The sequence below is a fragment of the Ottowia sp. SB7-C50 genome (assembly GCF_033110285.1).
Lineage (GTDB): Bacteria > Pseudomonadota > Gammaproteobacteria > Burkholderiales > Burkholderiaceae_C > Ottowia.
This window is the reverse complement of record NZ_CP136995.1, coordinates 3,187,088-3,208,874: the sequence shown is the minus strand read 5'-3', so window position 1 is coordinate 3,208,874 and position 21,787 is coordinate 3,187,088. Positions and strand designations below refer to the sequence as shown.

Below are 21,787 nucleotides of genomic sequence, written 5' to 3'. Positions count from 1 at the left end.
GGGCCGCGCGGGCGGACGACACGCGCGCGCGCCGGGCCGTCAGTTCACGGGCTTGATGTTCAGCTCCTGCGCCAGCTTCTGCCAGCGCTCGTAGTCGCCTTCGAGCTGCGCCTTCATCTCGGCCACGCTGCCGTTGCCGGGTTCCAGCTCCAGCGCGTTCAGGCGCTGCCGGGTGTCGGGCATGGCCAGCACCTCGACCAGCGCGGCCGACAGGCGGTTGACCACCGCGCGCGGCATGTTGGCCGGCCCGAGCAGGCCGAACCACTGTTCGTAGTCCATGCCCGGCACGCCGGCCTCGGCAAAGGTCGGCACGTTGGGGAAGTCCGGGTGACGGCGCGGGCCGGTCACCGCCAGCGGAATCATCTTGCCGCTGCGCACGTTGCTGCCGGCGCTGGTCATGGTGGTGATGAAGGCGTTGACCTGCCCGCTCATCAGGTCCACCATGGCGCGCGAACTGCCGGGGTAGGGCACCGTGACGAACTTGACGCCGCTGCGCGCGCGAAACAGATCGACCACGACCGACCCGGTGCCCGCGATGGCCACCGACAGCCGCTCCGGGTTGGCGCGGCCCCAGCGCAGCAGCTCCTGAACCGTCTTGGCCGGAAAGCCCGGGTGCGTCACCAGAAAGCCGGGCGTTTTGCCCACCATCGCGATCGGTGTGAAGTCGTTCACCGCGTGGTAGGGCATCTTTGACGTGTAGATCGGCGTGCTGGTGTGGAACACGTCCACCAGCACCAGCGTGTAGCCGTCCGGTGCCGAGCGGGCCACCATGTCGGTGCCGATCATGCCGCCCGCGCCGCCCTTGTTGTCGATCACCACGCTGGTCTTGAGCACCTGCGACAGCTTGTCGGCCACCAGGCGCCCGGCGGCGTCCGAACTGCCCCCGGCCGGAAACGGCACCACGATCTTGATCGGGCGGCCAGCCGGCCAGTCGGCGCCTTGGGCGTGGACCGCCGCGGGCGATGCGGCAAGCGCGCTGGTGATGGCGATCGAGGCGGCCAGCAGTTGGCGGCGGGTGGTCATGGGTGGGGTTCCTCCGGGTGGTGTGAAATGGGTGGCTTGCCGTCGCGAACGCCCCGGGTGCGGGGCCGTTCGCCAACGGGCCGATCAAGCATGCCGCGCGGCGGTTGGCCGGCGCCGCACGCCGGGCAGCGGTCAGCGCAGCCAGCGGCTTTCGATGGCGGCGTATTCGCCGGTGGCTTTCGACAGGTGCAGCCACTGGTCGACGAAGGCCTTGAACACCGTGTCGCCGCGCGGCAGCAGGAAGGCGATTTCGCCGTATTGCAGCGGCTTGTCGGGGTTGACCGCGCACAGGCCCGGCTTCTGGCGCTGCTGCACCATTGCCTCGGCGGCTTCGGTGACGAACACGTCCTGACGCCCCGCCAGGATCTCGTCAAAGATGGTCAGGTTTTCGGTGTGGATGGTCAGCCTGGCCTGCTTGTAGCTCGACTTGGCAAAGCGCTCGTTGCTGCCGCCGGGGTTGGCGATGGCACGCGTCGTCGGCTGGTCGATGGCCGCCAGGGTCTGGAACTTGCCCACGTCGGCGCAGCGCACGATGGGCGTCTTGCCGTTGACCATGTAGGGCGCGCTGAAGAACGCGCGCTTCTGCCGGTCGGTCGTCACCGAAATGCCGCCCACGCCGATGTCGCAGGCGCCGCCCGTGAAGTCGTCCATCAGCTTGGCCCACGTCGTCTTGACGTATTCAACCTTCACATTCGGCCCGATGGCCTTGGCCAGCGATTGCGTCAGGTCGACGTCGATGCCCTCGTACGCGCCGTCGGCCTTGAGAAAGCCGAACGGCTTGTAGTCACCCGGCATGCAGGCCTTGAGCACGCCGCGCTGCAGGACGGTGTCGAGTGCCGAGGCGCCTGCGGTTGACGGGCGCTGCGCACTGGGCGCGGTGGCGCAGGCCGTCAGCGACAGCGCGGCGGCCAAGGTGAGTGCGGTGGAAATGGAGCGCATGGATCGGGTGGGTCAGTGGTGGAACCCGCCCATTCTGCGATGGAACGGGCTGGCCGACCCGGCGGGGAAACACTGAAATCGCGCCGCCGCCGACCCCCCCCGGATAGGGGGTATCCGCGCTAGGAGTCTGCGCGGTAGAAGGCGTCGAAGCGAAACGCGCGAAAAACGAGGACAGCTTCGGTGTACCGACAAGCCCATTGCCGGGCTATGGGCGCCGGAGGTAGCGCCGCGATGGACCGTTTTCTCGCGCGTTGCAGCCGACCCTCCTTCTGCCGCGCAGACTCCTAGGGGCCGAACACCCGCGCCAGCACCGCCGCGTGCGGGTAGGCGTCGCCCGGGTCCACCTTGCGGCGGCGCTCGGGCGCGCAGGGCATGCGGCCGCGGTCCAGGTCGGAATGGCGCCGCACGCCCGCGCGCGTCACCGCGGGGTGGCGGCGCGCGATGTCCTTCAGCAGCGCCACCAGCGCGTCGACCTGCGCCGGCGGAAACGGGTCGCGCCCATCGCCGTCGTTGATCAGCTCGATGGCGATGGAGCGGCGGCTGTGCGTCAGCACATGGTGCGCCACCTGCGACTCGGGCACGCTGGCGCGCACCGTGCCGCCTTTGTCGATCATCCAGTGAATGCCCAGCCGCGGGTGCGCCTCGATCTGGCGCAGGTTCTCGTTCAGCTCGCCCGCCGGCACCCAGATCGGCCGACCCTGCGCATCACAGGTCGGCCCGCCGGTGGAGTGGATGACGACCAGATCGACCGGCTGCGCGCGCGGCGGCCCGCTGCGGCGCGCGTGGGCGGGCGCGGCCAGCAGTGCCAGCGAAACCAGGGCCAGCACACGCCGGCGTGCCATGCGGGCTGTCACCGCGCGGCGCCGCTGCGTTGCAGCGCCTGGTCAATGTCCCACAGGATGTCGTCGATGTCCTCGATGCCCACCGACAGGCGGATCATGTCGGCGCTGACGCCGGCGCGCTGCAGTTCCTCGTCGTTCAGCTGCCGGTGCGTGGTCGAGGCGGGGTGGATGACCAGCGTCTTGGCGTCGCCGATGTTGGCCAGGTGGCTCAGGAATTCGCAGGCGTCGATGAAGCGTTCGCCGGCTGCCGCGCCGCCCTCGATGCCGAAGGTTAGTATGCCGGAGGCACCCGGCGCGGCCTGCGTTTCACCACCGTCGCCCGCCACGGGCCTGAATTGCTTGCTCGCCAATGCATAGTACGGCGAATCGGGCAGGCCGGGGTAGTTGACCCACTTCACGCGCGGGTGCTGCTGCAGAAAGCGTGCCACGCGGCGCGCGTTGCGGCAGTGCTCGCGCATGCGCAGGTGCAGCGTCTCGCTGCCCTGCAGCAGCAACCAGGCCGACAGCGGCGACAGCACGGCGCCGAAGGTGCGGTTGACTTCCATGCGCGCCTTCATGGTGTAGCCGAAGTCGCCGAAGGTCTCGTAGAACTTCACGCCGTGGTAGGCGCGGCTGGGCTCCACCATTTCGGGGAATTTGCCGTTGTCCCACGGGAACTTGCCGCCTTCGACGATGACGCCGCCCATGGTGGTGCCATGGCCGCCGATGTACTTGGTGGCGCTGTGCACCACGATGTCGGCGCCCAGGTCGCACGGGTTGCACAGGTAGGGGCTGGCGACGGTGTTGTCGATCACCAGCGGCAGGCCATGCGCGTGCGCCACGTCGGCTATTGAAACAATGTCGAGCACGTTGACCAGCGGGTTGCCGATGGTTTCGCCGTAGACCGCGCGGGTGTTGGGGCGGATGGCGGCGGCAAAGTGCTCGGGGCGCGACGGGTCGACGAAGGTGGTTTCGATGCCCAGCCGCGAAAAGCCCACGCCCAGTTGTCCCACCGTGCCGCCATACAGCGTGCTGGCCGCCACGATGTGGTCGCCGGCCTTCAGGATGGCCAGCAGCGCCGTCATCTGCGCCGCCATGCCGCTGGCGCAGGCCAGCGCGGCGCGACCGTTTTCCAGCGCCGCCATGCGCTCTTCGAACACGGCCACCGTGGGGTTGCCGATGCGGCTGTAAACATGGCCAAAGGTCTGCAGGTTGAACAGGCTGGCCGCGTGGTCGGCGCTGTCGAACACGAAGCTGGTGCTCTGGTGGATCGGCGTGGCGCGCGCGCCCGTCACCGCGTCGGGCACCGCCGCCGCATGCACCGCGCGGGTGGCAAAGCCAAAGGCGCGGTCGCCGGAAAGCTTGTCTTTATCGGTCATTCTGGCCCTCGGCGCTTATTTAGCAAGCGCGAACAGCTATAAAAATTGCAGCATTCCAATCGAGTGGCCGCGGAGCAGGCCATGCCAGAACGCCGTCGCCGGACCTGTGCCGGCGACTGGCGTTGTCCCCCTTGGGGGAAGGCGGCCGCAGGCCGACTCAGGGGGGTTTTGTACTTGATCGTGCAACCATACGGCTTCGTCACCGGCTGCCCAATCGGCCGCTTGGCCGCGATGTCCGCCAGCGCCGTCTTGATGTAGGGCGTGGCGCGCTCGATGTCGGCCACCCGGGCCGAGGCGATGCTGTCGATGCCGCCGGCATACATCAGTTGGCCCTGCGGGTCGACGATGTACATGTGGGGCGTGACCTTGGCGTCGTAGGCGCGGCCGGTGGTGCCTTCCGGGTCCATCAGCACCGCGCTGGGCGTGCCCTGGTGCTGCTTCAGCCAGTCGGCCAGGCGCGCCGGCTCCAGGTAGTCGCTGCTGGCGGTCTCGGTCGAATTGATGGCCAGCCACACCACGCCCTGATCGCGCGCCAGCATTTGCGTGGCGCCCATGTGGCCGCTTTCGTAGTGCTTGCGCACGAACGGGCAGCCGGGGTTGGTCCATTCCAGCACCACGTAGCGGCCGCGGAAGTCGGCCAGGCGCACGGTCTTGCCGGCGGTGTCGGGCAGCGCAAAGTCGGGCGCGGGCTGGCCCACGCGGGCGGCGTGCGCGGGCAGGTGCGCGGCCAGCGCCAGCCAAGCGGCGGCGGCCAGGGCGGTGCGGCGGTGCATCAGGGGCATGGCGGTCAGTCTCCAGGCGGTTGATGGGTGTTCATTTCGGGCGCCAGCGCTTTACTGGCAAGCGCAGGTAGCTATCAATACGGAAGCACGGTGGGCCGTCGCGCCGAGATCACGCGCGTGTTCACCCCGGCCCAGCCCAGGCCGCCGAACAGGCGCGCATGCTCGATCTTGACGCAGCGGTTCTGGATCACGTCCAGCCCCGCGTCCTCGGCCTGCCGCGCGGCGGCTTCGTGCGCCACGCCCAGTTGCAGCCACAGGCAGCGCGCGCCGATGGCGATGGCGTCCTCGGCCAGCGGCGGGATGTCTTCGCTGCGCCGAAAGCAGTCCACCATGTCGATGCGCCCGCCTTCGGCGCGGATCGCGGCGTCGGCCTCGCGCACGCTGGCAAAGGCGCGCTCGCCCAGGATCTGCCCGCCGCTGGCGGCCACCACCGGGTTGACCGGCACGATGCGGTAGCCGTGCGACTGCATGTAGCTGGCGGCAAAGAAGCTGGGCCGGTGCCACTGCGGCGACAGGCCGACCACCGCCAGCGTGCGGCATTCGGCCAGCACGCGGCGCAGGGTCGAGATGGTGTCGGGCGTGCGGGGCATGGGCGCAGTGTACGCAGCGTGGGCGGCGTGCGCGAGGGGGCGTCGATTTCCAGCAAAATCGGCCGCCAGCGCTGGCCGGACAAGCGCAGTCAGCTACATTGACCATAGCAAACGACACCGGGGCCGCTGTTGCCATGGCGCATCGCCGCCGGCCCGCAGGCCGGTCGAATTGCACGGATCGCGCGGCTTTAGGGCCAAGACCCGATTCCCGGTAGGGAAATCGCGGTCAGAATACGGGTTAACCCTTGTCTTGCGGCGCCTCGGCGCCCACACTGCCTCATGGACCAGCATTACCTGACCCCCCCTGTTCGAGCCCAAGTCCATCGTGCTGTTCACCGGCCCGCAGGGCCAGCCCGAACGCCAGACGCCGCAGGCGCGCGCCCTACTGGCGCACATGCAGGAGCAGCCCTTCAAGGGCCAGGTGCTGCCGCTCGACATCCACACCACCGGCACGCTGGGCGACCTGGCGCAGGCGCGCGCCGACCTGGCCATCATCGCGCTGGCCGACGACGAAATCCTGCCCGCGCTGGAACTGGCCGGCCGCATCAAGGTGCGCGCCGCGCTGGTGCTGTCCAGCGGCATCGACCTGGCGCGCGCGCAGGAAATGCACCGCGTGGCCAAGCGCCACGGCATGTGGCTGCTGGGGCCCAACAGCCAGGGCTTCCAGCGCCCCATGCTGCAGCTGAACGCCAGCTCGGCCGGCGAACTGGCCTCCCAGGGTCAACTGGCGCTGGTGTCGCAGTCGGGCGCGCTGACGGCCTCGATCCTGGACTGGGCGCAGCAGAACCGCGTCGGCTTTTCCACCGTCATCGCGCTGGGGCCGCACACGCAGGTGGGGCTGGCCGGTGTGCTGGACTACCTGGCCAATGACCGCCACACGCAGGGCATCGTGGTCTACATGGAAGGCATTGCCAACGCTCGGCGCTTTACCAGCGCGTTGCGCGCGGCCGCCAACAGCAAGCCGGTGGTGGTGCTGAAGGCCGGCCGCCGGCAGGACGGCAACGTGGCCGCCCAGACGCATTCGGGCGCCATCGTGGGCAGCGACGAGGTGTTCGACGCCGTGCTGCGCCGCGCCGGCGCGGTGCGCGTGCGCTCGTTTGTCGAACTGTTTTCGGCCGCCAAGTGCCTGGCCTCGCGCTACCGCCCGGTGGGGCGGCGGCTGGGCATCATCACCAACGGCGGCGGCCCCGGCGTGCTGGCGGCCGACTATGTGAACGAGCTGGGCCTGCAGCTGGGCGCGCTCAGCGAAGAAAGCCAGCGCGCGCTGGCCCCGCTGCTGCCCAAGTCCGCGTCGCTGGGCGACCTGGTGGACCTGAGCGAGGACGCCACCGCCGAACACTACCGCGCCGCGCTCGACGTGGCCGCCAAGGACCGATCGGTCGACGGCGTGCTGGTCATCTATTCGCCCAAGTTCGGCGGCGACGCCGAAGCCGTGGCGCGCCAGCTGGAGCAGGTGCGCCCGCACATGAGCAAGCCGCTGGTGGCCTGCTGGATGGGCGATTCGTCGGTCGGCGCGGCGCGCCACGTGCTGGCCGACGCGACGATTCCCAGCTTCCGCACGCCCGAGGCGGCGGTGGGCGCGTTCGGCAACATCGCCAGCTTCTATCAGAACCAGCAGCTGCTGCAGCAGACGCCGCCGCCGCTGTCGCCCGGCGCGCCGCCCGACGTGGAAGGCGCGCGCCTGCTGATCGAAAGCGTGCTGACCGAGCGCCGCAAGGTGCTGACCGAGATGGAATCCAAGGCGCTGCTGTCGGCCTTCCACATCCCGGTGACGCAGACGCTGCTGGCGCGCAGCGCCAACGAGGCCATGATGATCGCGGCGCAGATCGGCTTTCCGGTGGCGCTCAAGATCGATTCGCCCGACATCAGCCACAAGAGCGATGTCGGCGGCGTGGCGCTGAACGTGATGAACGCCACCGCCGTGCGCGACATCTGGCAGGACATGATGGAGGCCGTGCGCGCCAAGCAGCCCGACGCGCAGATCAACGGCGTGACGGTGCAGGCCATGGCGCGCAAGGCGCGCGGGCGCGAGCTGTACATCGGCGTGGTCACCGACGAGCCGTTCGGCCCGGTGATCGCCTTCGGCGCCGGCGGCACCATGATCGAGCTGATGAACGACCACGCCATGGAGCTGCCGCCGCTCAACCAGTTCCTGGCGCGGCGCCTCATTGAGCGGTCGCGCGTGCACGAAACCCTGGGCGCCTGGCGCGGCGCGCCGCCGGTCGACATGGCGGCGCTGGAGCAGGTGCTGCTGCGCGTGTCCGAAATGGTGTGCGAGCTGCCGCAGCTGCGCGAGATGGACATCAACCCCATCATCGTGGATGAGCGCGGCGCGCTGGCCGTGGACGCGCGCATCGTCATCGGCCCGGCGGCGCAGACCTCGCCCGGCCGCGCGGGCAAGTATGGCCACCTGTCGATCCTGCCGTACCCGCAGCGCTACGAGCAGCTGTGGCCGCTGCGCGGCGGCGGCGAATACACCGTGCGCCCGATCCACCCCGACGACGCGCAGATGCTGCAGGACCTGATGAAGCGCCTGTCGCCCGAAAGCCGCTACTTCCGCTTCGTCTCCAACATGGCCGAACTGCCGCCGGGCATGCTGTCGCGCTTCACGCTGATCGACTACGACCGCGAGATGGCGCTGTGCGCCGTGGTGCAGGAAGAAAGCGTGAGCGAGACCGGCGAAAAGCAGACCAAGGAAAAAATCATCGGCGTGTCGCGCTACATCACCAACCCCGACCAGAACAGCTGCGAGTTCTCGCTGGTGGTGGACGACGCCTACGGCGGCCAGGGCCTGGGCACGCGCCTGATGCTCAGCATCATGGACGTGGCGCGCGAAAAAGGCCTGCAGGAAATCATCGGCCTGGTGCTGACGCAGAACAACGGCATGCTCAAGCTGATGCGCAGCCTGGGCTTCGAGGTGAAGGCGTATCCGGACGATCCGGACTTCCGGTTGGTGACCCACCCGTTATAGGTTCCCCCCTGTGGCGCTGACGCGCCTTCCCCCTGAGGGGGACAACGCCAGCGGTCGGGCCAAGCCCGCTCCGCGGCGTTCGCGCGTGGCCTGCTTCGCGGCCTTCGGGTGGGCTTGCTGCGCAGCCCTGGGCCTTGCTCCCTCTCCCGCTGGCGGGAGAGGGCTGGGGTGAGGGTGGTGGCTGCCCCCTCACTTTATGCTATGTAAATGTGAGCTGCTTGCGCTTGTCCAGCAAGCGCTGGGGGCGATTTTTACGTCGGTTCGGGCAGCATCACGGCCAATGTCGACGTGGCGGTGGCAACGACGACGCGGTCTTCCAGGCGCATCAGGCGCGCGTGGGTGAAGGCCAGTTGCCTGCCGCGCCGCTCCACTTCGCCGGTGGCCAGGTAGTGGCCCTGCGGCGCGGGGCGCAGGAAGGCGGTGTTCAGGTTCACGGTGGCGCACGAGGCGCCCACTGGCAGGTGCGCCAGCGTGGCAAAAGCCATGGCGAAGTCCAGCATCGCCGTCACCGCCCCGCCCTGCAGCACGCCGGTGCCCTGGATGAACAGCGGGTCGGGCGCGAAGGCCAGTTCCACCCGGCCGGCCTGCAGGTCGGCCGCGCGCAGCTCGGCACCCAGCGCGCGCGCCATCGGGTTGGCATCGAACGGGATCGGCCGCGCGCCGCCGTCGATAAAGCGGTGAATCAGCGCCTGGTCGGGGTTGGCAAAGCGCAGCGTGCTCATGATTTGGGAGCGTCGAGCAGATCGCGGGCGACAATTTCTTTCATGATCTCCGACGTACCCGCATAGATGCGCTCGATGCGCGCGTCGGTGTAGGCGCGGGCGATGGGGTATTCGGCCATGTAGCCATAGCCGCCGAACAGTTGCAGGCACTCGTCGGTGACGCGGCCCAGCAGCTCGCTGTGCCACAGCTTGCCGGCGGCGGCGCCCACGGCGTCCAGTTCGCCCACCAGGTGCCGCGCGATCAGCTGGTCGCAGTAGGCGCGGCCGGCAGCGATGTCGGTGGCCAGGGCGGCCAGCTTGAAGCGGGTGTTCTGGAAGTCGGCCACGCGCTGGCGGAAGGCGTGGCGCTGCTGCACGTAGTCCACCGTCCACTGCAGGGCGGCTTCGGCGCGCGCCTGGCAGCCCACGCTGACCAGCAGGCGCTCCTGCGCCAGCTTCTGCATCAGGTACTTGAAGCCCTGGCCTTCGCTGCCCAGCAGGTGCGTGGCGGGCACGCGCACGTTGTCGAAGAACAGCTCGGCGGTGTCCTGCGCGTGCTGGCCGATCTTGCGCAGGTTGCGCCCGCGCGTGAAGCCGGGCATGCCCTCTTCGACCACCAGCAGCGACACGCCGTGCGCGCCCTTGTCGGGCTCGGTCTTGCAGGCCACCACCACGACGTCGGCGTTGTGGCCGTTGGTGATGAAGGTCTTCTGGCCGTTCAGCACGTAGTGGTCACCGTCGTGCCGCGCCTGCGTGCGGATGGCGGCCACGTCGCTGCCGGTGCCGGGCTCGGTCATGGCGATGGCGGCGATCTTTTCGCCGCGCACCATGGCGGGCAGCAGCGCCTGCTGCAGCGCCGGCGTGCCGTGCGCCACCAGATAGGGCGCGACGATGACGGAGTGCAGCGCAAAACCCGGCCCGGTGGCGCCGATGCGGCCCAGCTCCTCGGCCACGATGAAGTCGAACAGCAGGTCGGCGCCCGGGCCGCCCAGGTGTTCGGGCAGCCAGCAGCACAGCAGCCCGTTGTCGCCCGCCTGCCGCCACACCGCGCGCGGCACGCCGTGGGCGCCTTCCCAGGCGGCGTGGTGCGGGGCGATTTCGCGTTCGCAGAAGCGCCGCACCTGTTCGCGGAAGGCGTCGTGCTCGGGGCTGAAAAGGAGGCGGGGGGCGGGCTTCATGCTGCGCACTGTAGCAAGGCGACCGTCGCGCAGGGGGTGGTGTGGCGGGGCTCAGCGCTTGCCGGCCGGATCGCTCGAATGCGGGATGGCCGGCGGCGCGGCGTCGGCGGCGTGGGGGCGGGCGGCCTTGCCCGACGGGGCGCGAAACTGCTCTGGCGTGCGCCCCGTCCAGTGGCGGAAGGCGCGGATGAAGCTCTTGTCGTTCTGGAAGCCCACCGCGCGCGCCACGCGCGCCAGCGGCTGGCGCGTGCGCAGCAGCAGGTCGGCGGCCTGGGCGCGCCGCACCTCGTCCTTCAGCGCCTGCAGGGTGGTGCCTTCGCTGCGCAGCTGGCGGTGCAGCGTGCGGGGCGACAAGGCCAGTTGCGCGGCCAGCGTCTGCGCGGTGTGCGCGGCCTGCGGTTTTTGCAGCAGCTGACGCACCCGGCGCGCCAGCGAGGCTTCGCGCCGGTACGGCCAAACCAGAATGGGCAGCGCACGGCGCAGCATCTGGTCCAGCGCGGCGGCGTCGCGGCGCAGCGGCAGGTTCAGCACACTGGCGTCGAAGTGCAGCGCCGCCTGCGGCGCGCCAAAGCGCACCGGGCTGGCAAACAGCCGCGCGTGGACGTCGGCGTGCGGCGGCGCGTCAAACGGAAACTGCACGCCGTGCAGGGCGATGGGGGCGTCGATCCACCAGCAGGCCAGGCCGTGCAGGTTGCGCAGCAGCGACAGCAGGGCGAATTCGCGCAGTTCGGGCACGGCGCGGTGCTCGGCGATTTCGATGCGCGCCTGGGCGCCGGCCACGCGCAGGCTCAGCTTCACATCGTCGGTCAGCAGGCCGTGGTGGCGGCACCAGCGCCGCAGTGCCACGCCCAGCGTCGGCGCGCCGGTGGACGCCCGCGCCAGCATGCCGTAGCTGCCCCAGGGCAGGCGGCGGCTGAACCAGCCAGGCGCTTCGTCGTCCAGCTCCTGCATGGCGGCGGCGCACAGGCGCTCGAACTGCTGGGCGGTGACGCGGTGCTGCGGGTCGGCCAGCTCGTATGGCCTGATTTGTGCCTTGGCCAGGGCACCGTCGGGCGCCAGCCCGCGCTGCGCATAGGCGTGGACGATGGCCCCGACAAAGGCGCCCGGCGTGTGGGCAGGGCCGGTGGCGGGGGAGCGCGGCAGGGTGCGGGCAGGCATGGGTGACAGCCTAGGCCAGTGTGGCGCAATTTGCAACCGGGGTGTCGCCCCTTGCACACGGCTTGCGCCTATGCTCGCTGCGATGCGCGCGGTAGGATGCCGCTGGCGCACCCTGAACAAAGACCCGAGGAGACAAGCGCGATGAGCACCGCACTCGCCGCCAGCCACGCCCGTGGCGCCACCACGCCGCCGCTGATCGAACAGACGCTGGGCGCCTTTTTCGACGCCATGGTCGAGCGGGTGCCCGAGCGCGAGGCGCTGGTGGTGGCGCACCAGCAGCGCCGCTACACCTACCGCCAGCTGCAGACGGAAAGCCGCCGCCTGGCCAGCGCGCTGCTGGGCCTGGGGCTCAAGCCCGGCGACCGCATCGGCATCTGGTCGCACAACAACGCCGAATGGGTGCTGATGCAGCTGGCCACGGCGATGACCGGGCTGGTGCTGGTCAATATCAACCCGGCCTACCGCACGGCCGAGGTCGAATACGCGCTGAACAAGGTCGACTGCAAGGCGCTGGTCGTCATGCCGCGCTTCAAGACCAGCGACTACCTGGGCATGCTGCGCGAGCTGGCGCCCGAATGGGCGCACGCGCGGCCCGGCGAGCCGCTCGAATCGCAGACGCTGCCGCACCTGCAGCACGCGATCTGGATCGACGTGGCAGGTGAGGGCGCCGACGAACCGGGGTTCACGCGCTTTTCCGACCTGATGAAGACCGGCGACCCGCAGGACGCGCGCCTGGCCCAGGTGGCGCGGCTGCTGCACAACACCGACCCGATCAACATCCAGTTCACCAGCGGCACCACGGGCTTTCCCAAGGGCGCCACGCTGACGCACCGCAACATCCTCAACAACGGTTTCTTCATCGGCGAAGCCATGAAGCTGACGCAGGAAGACCGGCTGTGCATTCCCGTGCCGCTGTACCACTGCTTCGGCATGGTGCTGGGCAACCTGGCGGTACTGACGCACGGCGGCTGCATCGTCTACCCCAACGATGCGTTCGACCCGCTCACCGTGCTGGAAACGGTCCAGAAGGAAAAATGCACCGGCCTGCACGGCGTGCCCACCATGTTCATCGCGGAGCTGGACCACCCGGATTTCGCCAAGTACGACCTCAGCACCCTGCGCACCGGCATCATGGCCGGCAGCCCGTGCCCCATAGAGGTGATGAAGCGCGTGCAGCGCGACATGAACATGGGCGAGGTGACGATTGCCTATGGCATGACCGAGACCTCGCCCGTCAGCTGCCAGAGCTCTACCTCCACGCCGCTGGACAAGCGCGTGTCCACCGTCGGCCTGGTGCAGCCGCACCTGGAGGTGAAGATCATCGACCCCGAAACCGGCGAAACCGTGCCGCGCGGCGCCACCGGCGAGCTGTGCACCAAGGGCTATTCGGTGATGCAGGGCTACTGGGGCGACGATGCGCGCACGCGCGAAGCCATCGACGCCGAAGGCTTCATGCACACGGGCGACCTGGCCACCATGGACGAAGAAGGCTACGTCAACATCGTCGGCCGCAGCAAGGACATGGTGATCCGCGGCGGCGAGAACGTTTACCCCCGCGAGATCGAGGAATTTCTCTACCGCCACCCCAAGATCCAGGACGTGCAGGTGGTCGGCGTGCCCGACCAGCGCTTCGGTGAAGAACTGTGCGCCTGGATCGTCGTCAAGCCCGGCCACACGCTCACCGAAGACGAGGTGCGCGATTTCTGCAAGGGCAAGATCGCGCACTACAAGGTGCCCAAGTACCTGCGCTTCGTCACCGAGTTCCCCATGACGGTGACCGGCAAGATCCAGAAGTTCAAGATTCGCGAGCAGATGCAGCAGGAGTTGGGGCTGCAGGAAGTCAAGACCGCCTGAATCTGGAGCTTGACCGGACGCGAAGAACGCGAAAGAACGCCAAGGACGCAAAAAGAACAACCAGCAGATTTTTAAAGGTTTTCCTTCGCGCCCTTGGCGAAACCTTTGCGTCCTTCGCGTCCTGTATTTGAAATTTTTGAGACTACGCCATGCCCACCATCGAAACCAAACTCAACGCCCGCTCGGCGGACTTCCAGGCCAACGCTGCCGCCATGCGCGCGCTGGTCGATGACCTGAAGGCCCAGGTCGACAAGGTCGGCCTGGGTGGCGGCGAGGCCGCGCGCAAGAAGCACATGGACCGCGGCAAGCTGCTGCCGCGCGTGCGCGTGCAGATGCTGCTCGACCCCGGCACGCCCTTTCTCGAAGTGGCGCCGCTCGCCGCATTGGGCATGTACAAGGAAAAGGACGGCAACGACGCCGCGCCCGCCGCCGGCGTCATCACCGGCATCGGGCGCGTGTCGGGCGTCGACTGCATGATCGTGTGCAACGACGCCACGGTGAAGGGCGGCACCTACTACCCGCTCACCGTCAAGAAGCACCTGCGCGCGCAGGAAATCGCTGAAGCCAACCGCCTGCCCTGCATCTACCTGGTCGATTCGGGCGGCGCCAACCTGCCCAACCAGGACGACGTGTTCCCCGACCGCGACCACTTTGGCCGTATCTTCTTCAACCAGGCCAACATGAGCGCCAAGGGCATCGCGCAGATCGCGGTGGTCATGGGCAGCTGCACGGCCGGCGGCGCCTACGTGCCGGCCATGAGTGACGAAACCATCATCGTCAAGAACCAGGGCACCATCTTCCTCGGCGGCCCGCCGCTGGTGAAGGCCGCCACGGGCGAGGTCGTCAGCGCCGAAGACCTGGGCGGCGGCGACGTGCACACGCGCCTGTCGGGCGTGGCCGACCACCTGGCGCAGAACGACATGCACGCGCTGGCGCTGGCGCGTGAAGCCGTCGCGCGGCTCAATGCCAAAAAGGCCTATGCCGGCGCCCTCCAAGCGCCGGCAGCTCCTAAATATGCAGCAGACGAGCTGTACGGCGTGATCCCCACCGACACGCGCAAGCCCTTCGACGTGCGCGAGATCATCGCCCGCATTGTCGACAACTCCGAGATGCACGAATTCAAGTCGCGCTACGGCACCACGCTGGTGTGCGGCTTCGCGCACATCGAAGGCATGCCCGTCGGCATCATCGCCAACAACGGCATCCTGTTTGCCGAGTCCGCGCGCAAGGGCGCGCACTTCATCGAACTGTGCTGCCAGCGCAAGATTCCGCTCGTCTTCCTGCAGAACATCACCGGCTTCATGGTCGGCCGCAAGTACGAGAACGAAGGCATCGCCCGCGACGGCGCCAAGATGGTGACGGCCGTGGCCACCGCCAACGTGCCCAAGTTCACCATCATCATTGGCGGCAGCTTCGGCGCCGGCAACTACGGCATGTGCGGCCGCGCGTATTCGCCGCGCTTCCTGTGGATGTGGCCCAACGCGCGCATCAGCGTGATGGGCGGCGAGCAGGCGGCCAGCGTGCTGGCCACGGTGCGGCGCGACGGCATCGAGTCCAAGGGCGGCCAGTGGTCTGCCGACGAGGAAGAAGCCTTCAAGGCACCCATCCGCCAGCAGTACGAAGTGCAGGGCCACCCCTACTACGCCACCGCCCGCCTGTGGGACGACGGCGTGATCGACCCCGCCGACACGCGCCGCGTGCTGGCGCTGGGCCTGTCGGCGGCGCAGAACGCGCCGGTGCCGGACGTGAAGTTCGGCGTGTTCCGGATGTGAGGTGACAGCGGTGCTGGCCCGACTGCGCCTGGCGTGCGCCCGCGTGTTGCGCGGGGGCGCGGCCGCGCTGCTGGCCGCCGGCGCGCTGACCGCGCACGCGGCCGACGTCGTGCTACCGGGGCCGGATGGCCTGGCGCTCCGGGCGCACTGGTTTCCCGCCACGAATGGATCTGGCGCTGCGCAGCCCGTGGTGCTGGCGCTGCACGGTTGCGGCGGCCTGCACAACCCCCAGGGGCGGCTGTCGGCACGCGACCGCGACTATGTGCGGTGGCTGGGCCAGCGCGGCTACCAGGTGCTGATGCCCGACAGCTTTGGCTCACGCGGCTTGGGCAGCCAGTGCGGCACGCGTTATGGCGACCGGCAGATCGGCGTGTCCACGCGCCGCCAGGACGTGCTGGCCGCGCTGGCCTGGCTGAAGGCGCAGCAGGTGGACGCTTCGCGTGTGGCGCTGCTGGGCTGGTCGAACGGCGCCACCACCGCGCTCACCGTGCTCGACCCCGCGCAGGGCGACGTGCCCGCGCTGGCCGGCGCGGCGGTGTTCTACCCCGGCTGCGGCGCGTTCGTGAAGCGCAACGCGGTGCTGGCGCCGCAGGTGCCGCTGCTCGTGCAACTGGGCGCCGCCGACGACTGGACGCCCCCCGAGCCGTGCCAGCGCTTTGTCGCCGCGCAGCAGGCCAGGGGCCACGCCGATGTGACGCTGCGCGCCTACGAAGGCGCCTACCACGGCTTCGACAGCACGGCGCCGGTGCGCTTTCGGGCCGACGTGCCCAACGGCGTCAACCGTGCCGGCGTGCACCAGGGTGGCGACCCCGCGGCGCGTGCGCAGGCGCTGGCCGAACTGGAGCGCTTTCTGGCCCGGGTGCTGGGCGCCCAAGGCCATTGACGCCATGAACCCGACACGCCATTTCGTCACCCTGGCCCGCTACAACGCCTGGGCCACGGCACGCCTGCTGGATGCGGTGGCGGCGGTGGACGATGACGACTACCGGCGCGACATCGGCCTGTTTTTCAAGAGCATCCACGGCACGCTCAACCACCTGCTGGTGGGCGAGCAGCTGCTGTGGTTCCGCCGCTTCGCCGAAGGCGTCTCGCCCAGGCTGGCGCTGGATGACGAGGCAGAGCCCGATCGCGCGCGCGTCGCCGAGCGCCTGTTGCAGGGTGCGGCGCGCTGGCAGCCGCTGGTCGAAAGCTGGCCGGCCGAGCGCTTCGACGATGTGCTGCGCTACACCACCACGCGCGGCCAGCCGGCGACGCTGCCTTTTGCCGCTACGCTGACCCACGTCTTCAACCACAGCACGCACCACCGCGGGCAGATCACCGCCGCGCTGACGCAGCTGGGCCAGCCGTGCCCGGAACTCGATCTGGTCTACATGCTGCAGCAGGAGGCGCGATGAAGCCATGGTTCAGCAGTAAAGCCGCGTTGCTCGCCGCGCTGCTGGCGCTGGCGGGCGTGGCGCGGGCGCAGGTCAATGCCGGTGCGCCGCAGTTGAATGCCGGCTTGGGCGAGCAGGTGGTGATGGTGCCGCACCGCGGCAAGCTGTTCAACCCGGAACTGGAAACCACCATCTACCGCCCGCCGGGCCAGGGGCCGTTTCCGGTCGTCGTCATCAATCACGGCAAGATGGCCGGCGACGTGCGCTTTCAGGCGCGCTATCAGCCCGTGAGTGCGGCGCGCTTCTTTCTGGCGCGCGGCTATGCCGTGGTGGTGCCCATGCGCACGGGCTTCTCCAAGTCGTCCGGCAGCTACATCGGCGGCGGCTGCAATGTCGAAAGCAACGGCCGCGTGCAGGCCGAGGACGTGAAGGCCGTGATCGACTGGCTGGGCGAGCAGGCCTGGGCCGATCGGCGCCAGGTGCTGCTGGTCGGCCAGTCACACGGCGGCTGGACCACGCTGGCGGCGGGCGCCGCGGGCGTGGAAGGCGTCAAGGGCCTGGTGAACTTTGCCGGCGGCTTGCGCAACACCGACTGTTCGGGCTGGGAAGGCACGCTGGCGCGCGCCGCCGGCAGCTACGGCAAGCAGGTGCGCGTGCCCTCGCTGTGGTTCTACGGCGAAAACGACAGCTTCTTCCCCGAACGCGTGTGGAAGGCCATGGCCGATGCCTATGCCGCCGGGGGTGCGCCGGTCGACGTCGTCAACACCGGGTCATTTGGCACCGATTCGCATTTTTTATTCGGCGCACGCGCGGCAGAGCGGGTGTGGCAGCCCAAGGTAAACGACTTCATGGCCGCCGCCGGCTTGCCGACGGCGGTGCGCTTTCCTGATCTGCTGCGCGCCGGACAGCCACCGGTTCCGCCCGCCAGCGGTTTTGCCGCATTGGATGACGTGGACAAGGTGCCCTACCTCAAGCCCAGCGGGCGCGACGGCTACAAGGCCTTCCTGGCCAAGCAGTTGCCGCGCGCCTTCGCCGTCGGCCCCAGCGGCGCCTGGGCCTGGGCCGAGATGGGCGACGACCCGCTGGCGCGCGCGCTGGCCAATTGCCAGCGCCACGCCAAGACCGACTGCAAGCTGTACGCCGTGGACGACCAGGTCGTCTGGAAGGAGTGAACCCGAACATGACCAACGCCATCCGCATCGCCACCCAGGGCCACGTCGCCACCGTGGTGCTGAGCCGCCCCGAAGTGCGCAACGCCTTCAACGACGAGGTGATTGCCGAGCTGTCGCAGGCCTTTGTGCAACTGGGCGACGCCCCCGACGTGCGCGCCGTCGTGCTGATGGCCGAAGGCCCCGCCTTCTGCGCCGGCGCCGACCTGAACTGGATGCGCCGCATGGCCGATTACACGCGCGAGCAGAACCTGGAGGACGCCGGCAAGCTGGCCTTCATGCTGCGCGCCATCTACGAATGCCCCAAGCCGACCATCGCGCGCGTGCAGGGCGACGTCTACGCCGGCGGCATGGGCCTGGTGGCGGCGTGCGACATGGCGGTGAGCGTGGACACGGCGAATTACTGCCTGAGCGAAGTGAAGCTGGGCCTGATCCCTGCCACCATCAGCCCCTACGTCATCCGCGCCATGGGCCCGCGCGCGGCGCACCGCTACTTTCTGACGGCCGAGCGCTTCAGTGCGCAAGAGGCGCACCGCATCGGCTTCGTGCACGAGGTGGTGGCGGCCGACGCGCTGGACGCCAAGGTGGGCGAGCTGGTCAGCGCGCTCACCAGCGCCAGCCCCAACGCCGTGCGCGAATGCAAGAAGCTGGTGCAGGACGTGGCCGAGCGCGACATCACGCGCCTGCTGATCGAGCGCACCGTGGAAGGCATCGCCGACATCCGCGCGTCGGACGAAGGCAAGGAAGGCGTGCAGTCCTTCCTGCAAAAGCGCAAGCCGGCGTGGCTGGCGGGATGAGGCGGTTTTGATGTGTTTTTGGCCTTTGCCGCACACCAGTCAAGCGCAGCCAGCTATGAATAATGTAGCTTTCAGTGTCCGGATGGCGGCGGCGTCCTACGCCCACCGGCCGGCCAACGCGTCAGCCTTGCCTCTGGCGCGCGCGTTGTGCGTGCGCGGGCGGGCGCGGGGCGCCTGCCACTGACACCAGGCGAGGTCGCGCACATGCAGGAACTCATTCAATCCGTCGTCCAGTGGTTGCACGGCATGGGCATCCACCCCAATGGCGAAACCGCCGCCGCGGTGGGCAATGCCGTGGGACAGGCGGGCGTGGCCGTGGGCGGCGCCATCGCGCCCGCCGTGGCCAAGATGGACATGCCCTCGCTCATGGCGCTGGCGGCGGCGCTGGGCTGGGCCAGCGGGTTCCGGTTGTACGCGGTGGTGTTTCTGACCGGCGCCATGGGCTACGCGGGGTGGATTCCGCTGCCCGAGGGGCTGAAGCTGCTGATGCACCCGGCCGTGCTGGGCGCCAGCGGCTTCATGCTGCTGGTCGAATTCTTTGCCGACAAGATTCCCTGGCTCGACAGCGTGTGGGACTCGATCAACAGCGTCATCCGCATCCCCGGCGGCGCGCTGCTGGCGGCCAGCGTGTTCGGCGCCGACAGCGGCGCCATGGGCCTGGTGGCCGGCCTGCTGGGCGGTTCGCTGGCGGCCACTTCGTTTGCCACCAAGGCCACCACGCGCGCGGCCATCAACACCAGCCCCGAGCCGTTCAGCAACTGGCTGGCCTCGTTCTTCGAGGACGGCCTGGCCGTGGGCGTGATGTGGCTGGCGACGCAGCACCCGCTGGCCTTTGGCGTGGCGCTGGCGGTAATGCTGGTGGTGTCGGTGCTGCTGCTGGTCGTGTTGTGGAAGTTTTTGAAGATCGTGATCCGGAAGCTGAAGGCGTTCTTCGCCGGCGGCGCGCCGGCGCCCAGCGGCGCGTAGCCGCGCCCCGTCCCAATTTGTTGAGGAGACTCGCTTGTTTAAAAAAATCCTGATCGCCAACCGTGGTGTTCGCGCGCAGCGCGGGCTTGCCAAATTGCCGGGCACGCGCAGCGTGCATCAGGCGATGAGCCACGGAGGGCACCATGTTTAAAAAGATCCTGATCGCCAACCGTGGCGAAATCGCCTGCCGCGTGGCGGCCACTGCGCGCCGCATGGGCGTGCAGACCGTGGCCGTGTATTCCGACGCCGACGCGCACGCCAAGCACGTCATGGCGTGCGACGAAGCGGTGCACGTGGGCGGCAGCGCGCCGAAAGAGAGTTACCTGCAGTGGCAGCGCATCATCGACGCCGCCAAGGCCACGGGCGCGCAGGCCATCCACCCCGGCTACGGCTTTTTGAGCGAGAACGAGGACTTCGCCCAGGCCTGTGCCGACAACGGCCTGGTGTTCATCGGCCCGCCCGCCAGTGCCATCAACGCGATGGGGCTGAAGGCCGAATCCAAGCGCCTGATGGAAGCCGCCCACGTGCCGCTGGTGCCGGGCTACCACGGCACCGACCAAGACCCGGCGCTGCTGCAGCGCGAGGCCGACCGCATCGGCTACCCGGTGCTGATCAAGGCCAGCGCGGGCGGCGGCGGCAAGGGCATGCGGATCGTCGAAAAGGCCGAAGACTTTGCCGCCGCGCTGGATTCGTGCAAGCGCGAAGCCATCAACAGCTTTGGCAGCGATGCCGTGCTGGTCGAGAAATACGTGCAGCGCCCGCGCCACATCGAGATCCAGGTGTTTGGCGACAGCCACGGCAACTACGTCTACCTGTTCGAGCGCGACTGCTCGGTGCAGCGCCGCCACCAGAAGGTGCTGGAAGAAGCGCCCGCGCCGGGCCTGCCCGAAAGCATTCGCGACGCCATGGGCCAGGCCGCCATCAACGCCGCGCGCGCCGTCAACTATGTCGGCGCGGGCACGGTCGAATTCATCGTCGAGCAGCCGGGTGGCTACGACGCGCCCGAGCAGATGAAGTTCTACTTCATGGAGATGAACACGCGCCTGCAGGTCGAGCACCCGGTGACCGAGGCGATCACCGGCCTCGACCTGGTCGAATGGCAACTGCGCGTGGCCAGCGGCGAGCCGCTGCCGCTGGCGCAGGACGACCTGGACATCCAGGGCCACGCCATCGAGGCGCGCATCTGTGCCGAGAACCCCGACAACAACTTCCTGCCCGCCACCGGCACGCTGCACGTGTACCGCAAGCCGCCGCACAGCGCGTTTGAAATCGACGAAGTGCGGGTGGACGACGGCGTGCGCGAGGGCGACGCCATCAGCCCGTTCTACGACTCGATGATCGCCAAGCTCATCGTGCGGGGCGAAACGCGTGAAGAAGCGCTGGCCAAGCTGGACGCGGCGCTGGCCGCCACGCACATCGCCGGCCTGCAGACCAACGTGCAGTTTCTGCGGCACGTGCTGGCCACGCCGTCGTTCGCGCAGGCCAGGCTCGACACCGCGCTGATTCAGCGCGAGGCCGACCGCCTGTTCAAGCAGGACAAGCTGGGCATCGACATGGTCGTGGCCGCTGCCGTGGCGCAGACCGTGCTGGCCGAGCGCGGCGGCGAGGGCGCCGACCCGTTCAGCCGCACGGACGGCTTCCGCTCGCACGGCATCGCGTCGCGCCGCATCGACTTCCAGTACGCGGGCGAGCCGGTCATTGCCAAGCTGCGCTACCTGCACGACGGGCTTCAGCTGAAGGTGGGCGAGGCCGAGCCGGTCTCCATCGGCTTCACTGCCCAGCCCGACGGCCGCATCGACGTGCGCGCTGGCGCCGACCGGCAGGTGGTGCGCGTGTACCCGCTGGGCGAGGCCATGCACGTGTTCGGCACGCGCGGCGCGGCGCAGATCACCGAACTGGACGTGCTGTCGCACGCGCTCGAAGGCGCGGGCGAGGGCGGGCGACTCACGGCCCCGATGCCCGGCAAGGTCGTCAGCTTTGCCGTCAAACCCGGCGACAAGGTCACCAAGGGCCAGCCGCTGGCGGTGATGGAAGCCATGAAGATGGAACACACCATCGCCGCACCGCTGGACGGCGTGGTGCAGGAGCTGCTGTACGCGCCGGGCGATCAGGTGATGGATGGCGCGGAACTGCTGCGCTTGGGGACATCGGCCTGAGGTGTCGGGCGGGCACTTGTGCCCGCGCGCATGTGGCGCGCGCTGCTCGCGGGCACGAGTGTCTGCCCTGCTTGCTATTAATTACGCAGCGCGTTGCGCTTTATGGGTCAGCGCTGCAAGCATTTTTTCTTTGAATTGAAGTCGTCCGGCCGGCGCGC

16 protein-coding genes and 2 pseudogenes are annotated in these 21,787 nt (G+C 69.0%); 9 read left to right on the top strand and 9 right to left on the bottom strand.

Annotation, left to right across the window (positions count from 1 at the left end):
- Nucleotides 1-39: 39 nt before the first annotated feature.
- The 6 genes and pseudogenes from R0D99_RS15295 to R0D99_RS15270 all read right to left on the bottom strand — a co-directional run bounded on the left by R0D99_RS15295 (nucleotide 40) and on the right by R0D99_RS15270 (nucleotide 5,534).
- The gene (locus tag R0D99_RS15295) at nucleotides 40-1,023 is read right to left on the bottom strand and encodes a tripartite tricarboxylate transporter substrate binding protein (protein WP_317749037.1); all 984 of its coding nucleotides are present in this window, start codon (nucleotides 1,021-1,023) and stop codon (nucleotides 40-42) included.
- 132 nt (nucleotides 1,024-1,155) lie between these two features.
- Entirely contained in the window at nucleotides 1,156-1,962 is an 807-nt protein-coding gene (locus R0D99_RS15290) for a transporter substrate-binding domain-containing protein (RefSeq protein WP_317749035.1), read from the bottom strand.
- Nucleotides 1,963-2,246: 284 nt separating this feature from the next.
- Nucleotides 2,247-2,804 (bottom strand): peptidoglycan recognition family protein, encoded by a 558-nt coding sequence (locus R0D99_RS15285; protein ID WP_317749034.1) that lies wholly within the window; start codon nucleotides 2,802-2,804, stop codon nucleotides 2,247-2,249.
- Between the two features lie 8 nt (nucleotides 2,805-2,812).
- Entirely contained in the window at nucleotides 2,813-4,162 is a 1,350-nt protein-coding gene (locus tag R0D99_RS15280; RefSeq protein WP_317749033.1) for an O-acetylhomoserine aminocarboxypropyltransferase/cysteine synthase family protein, read from the bottom strand.
- A gap of 167 nt (nucleotides 4,163-4,329) precedes the next feature.
- Nucleotides 4,330-4,935 (bottom strand): annotated as a pseudogene (locus R0D99_RS15275) (redoxin domain-containing protein); the annotation flags it as partial.
- An 83-nt stretch (nucleotides 4,936-5,018) separates the two neighbouring features.
- Complete coding sequence (locus R0D99_RS15270) at nucleotides 5,019-5,534, bottom strand: CoA-binding protein (protein WP_317749031.1); 516 nt, start codon at nucleotides 5,532-5,534, stop codon at nucleotides 5,019-5,021.
- 279 nt (nucleotides 5,535-5,813) lie between these two features.
- Between R0D99_RS15270 and R0D99_RS15265 the strand changes: the two are divergent.
- Nucleotides 5,814-8,505, top strand: a pseudogene (locus R0D99_RS15265) (GNAT family N-acetyltransferase).
- Between the two features lie 251 nt (nucleotides 8,506-8,756).
- On the opposite strand, the gene R0D99_RS15260 reads toward R0D99_RS15265, so the two are convergent.
- Genes R0D99_RS15260 through R0D99_RS15250 form a run of 3 tightly spaced genes read right to left on the bottom strand, consistent with a single transcriptional unit; the run spans nucleotide 8,757 to nucleotide 11,542 of the window.
- Nucleotides 8,757-9,227 carry a PaaI family thioesterase gene (locus R0D99_RS15260; RefSeq protein WP_317749030.1) on the bottom strand — a complete coding sequence of 157 codons (471 nt, stop codon included), beginning with the start codon at nucleotides 9,225-9,227 and terminating at the stop codon, nucleotides 8,757-8,759.
- Entirely contained in the window at nucleotides 9,224-10,384 is a 1,161-nt protein-coding gene (locus tag R0D99_RS15255; protein WP_317749029.1) for an acyl-CoA dehydrogenase family protein, read from the bottom strand. Before R0D99_RS15255 ends, R0D99_RS15260 begins: the two co-directional genes overlap by 4 nt.
- Nucleotides 10,385-10,435: 51 nt before the next feature.
- Entirely contained in the window at nucleotides 10,436-11,542 is a 1,107-nt protein-coding gene (locus R0D99_RS15250; RefSeq protein ID WP_317749028.1) for an AraC family transcriptional regulator, read from the bottom strand.
- 141 nt (nucleotides 11,543-11,683) lie between these two features.
- Between R0D99_RS15250 and R0D99_RS15245 the strand changes: the two genes are divergently transcribed.
- The 8 genes from R0D99_RS15245 (at nucleotide 11,684) to R0D99_RS15210 (ending at nucleotide 21,629) form a co-directional block, all read left to right on the top strand.
- The gene (locus R0D99_RS15245) at nucleotides 11,684-13,396 is read left to right on the top strand and encodes an AMP-binding protein (RefSeq protein WP_317749027.1); all 1,713 of its coding nucleotides are present in this window, start codon (nucleotides 11,684-11,686) and stop codon (nucleotides 13,394-13,396) included.
- A gap of 149 nt (nucleotides 13,397-13,545) precedes the next feature.
- Nucleotides 13,546-15,168, top strand: coding sequence for a carboxyl transferase domain-containing protein (locus R0D99_RS15240; protein ID WP_317749026.1), 1,623 nt, complete (start codon nucleotides 13,546-13,548; stop codon nucleotides 15,166-15,168).
- 10 nt (nucleotides 15,169-15,178) lie between these two features.
- Nucleotides 15,179-16,051 (top strand): dienelactone hydrolase family protein, encoded by an 873-nt coding sequence (locus R0D99_RS15235; RefSeq protein WP_317749025.1) that lies wholly within the window; start codon nucleotides 15,179-15,181, stop codon nucleotides 16,049-16,051.
- 4 nt (nucleotides 16,052-16,055) lie between these two features.
- Nucleotides 16,056-16,562, top strand: a complete 507-nt coding sequence (locus R0D99_RS15230; protein ID WP_317749023.1) for a DinB family protein — start codon at nucleotides 16,056-16,058, stop codon at nucleotides 16,560-16,562.
- Entirely contained in the window at nucleotides 16,559-17,713 is a 1,155-nt protein-coding gene (locus R0D99_RS15225) for a dienelactone hydrolase family protein (RefSeq protein WP_317749022.1), read from the top strand. The genes R0D99_RS15230 and R0D99_RS15225 overlap by 4 nt, the downstream gene beginning before the upstream one ends.
- 8 nt (nucleotides 17,714-17,721) lie before the next feature.
- The gene (locus R0D99_RS15220) at nucleotides 17,722-18,507 is read left to right on the top strand and encodes an enoyl-CoA hydratase/isomerase family protein (RefSeq protein ID WP_317749021.1); all 786 of its coding nucleotides are present in this window, start codon (nucleotides 17,722-17,724) and stop codon (nucleotides 18,505-18,507) included.
- A 204-nt stretch (nucleotides 18,508-18,711) separates the two neighbouring features.
- On the top strand, nucleotides 18,712-19,473 hold the full coding sequence (locus R0D99_RS15215) for a DUF4126 domain-containing protein (protein ID WP_317749020.1): 762 nt from the start codon (nucleotides 18,712-18,714) through the stop codon (nucleotides 19,471-19,473).
- 143 nt (nucleotides 19,474-19,616) lie between these two features.
- The gene (locus R0D99_RS15210; RefSeq protein WP_317749019.1) at nucleotides 19,617-21,629 is read left to right on the top strand and encodes an acetyl/propionyl/methylcrotonyl-CoA carboxylase subunit alpha; all 2,013 of its coding nucleotides are present in this window, start codon (nucleotides 19,617-19,619) and stop codon (nucleotides 21,627-21,629) included.
- Nucleotides 21,630-21,787: the final 158 nt, after the last annotated feature.

Excerpts from the sequence above, each read along its gene's own strand:
- R0D99_RS15210 (WP_317749019.1), top strand. The coding sequence starts at position 19,617 with ATGTTTAAAAAGATCCTGATCGCCAACCGTGGCGAAATCGCCTGCCGC.
- R0D99_RS15295 (WP_317749037.1), bottom strand. The coding sequence starts at position 1,023 with ATGACCACCCGCCGCCAACTGCTGGCCGCCTCGATCGCCATCACCAGC.
- R0D99_RS15255 (WP_317749029.1), bottom strand. The coding sequence starts at position 10,384 with ATGAAGCCCGCCCCCCGCCTCCTTTTCAGCCCCGAGCACGACGCCTTC.
- R0D99_RS15245 (WP_317749027.1), top strand. The coding sequence starts at position 11,684 with ATGAGCACCGCACTCGCCGCCAGCCACGCCCGTGGCGCCACCACGCCG.
- R0D99_RS15215 (WP_317749020.1), top strand. The coding sequence starts at position 18,712 with ATGCAGGAACTCATTCAATCCGTCGTCCAGTGGTTGCACGGCATGGGC.
- R0D99_RS15290 (WP_317749035.1), bottom strand. The coding sequence starts at position 1,962 with ATGCGCTCCATTTCCACCGCACTCACCTTGGCCGCCGCGCTGTCGCTG.
- R0D99_RS15220 (WP_317749021.1), top strand. The coding sequence starts at position 17,722 with ATGACCAACGCCATCCGCATCGCCACCCAGGGCCACGTCGCCACCGTG.
- R0D99_RS15270 (WP_317749031.1), bottom strand. The coding sequence starts at position 5,534 with ATGCCCCGCACGCCCGACACCATCTCGACCCTGCGCCGCGTGCTGGCC.
- R0D99_RS15280 (WP_317749033.1), bottom strand. The coding sequence starts at position 4,162 with ATGACCGATAAAGACAAGCTTTCCGGCGACCGCGCCTTTGGCTTTGCC.
- R0D99_RS15260 (WP_317749030.1), bottom strand. The coding sequence starts at position 9,227 with ATGAGCACGCTGCGCTTTGCCAACCCCGACCAGGCGCTGATTCACCGC.
- R0D99_RS15250 (WP_317749028.1), bottom strand. The coding sequence starts at position 11,542 with ATGCCTGCCCGCACCCTGCCGCGCTCCCCCGCCACCGGCCCTGCCCAC.
- R0D99_RS15240 (WP_317749026.1), top strand. The coding sequence starts at position 13,546 with ATGCCCACCATCGAAACCAAACTCAACGCCCGCTCGGCGGACTTCCAG.
- R0D99_RS15225 (WP_317749022.1), top strand. The coding sequence starts at position 16,559 with ATGAAGCCATGGTTCAGCAGTAAAGCCGCGTTGCTCGCCGCGCTGCTG.
- R0D99_RS15285 (WP_317749034.1), bottom strand. The coding sequence starts at position 2,804 with ATGGCACGCCGGCGTGTGCTGGCCCTGGTTTCGCTGGCACTGCTGGCC.
- R0D99_RS15230 (WP_317749023.1), top strand. The coding sequence starts at position 16,056 with ATGAACCCGACACGCCATTTCGTCACCCTGGCCCGCTACAACGCCTGG.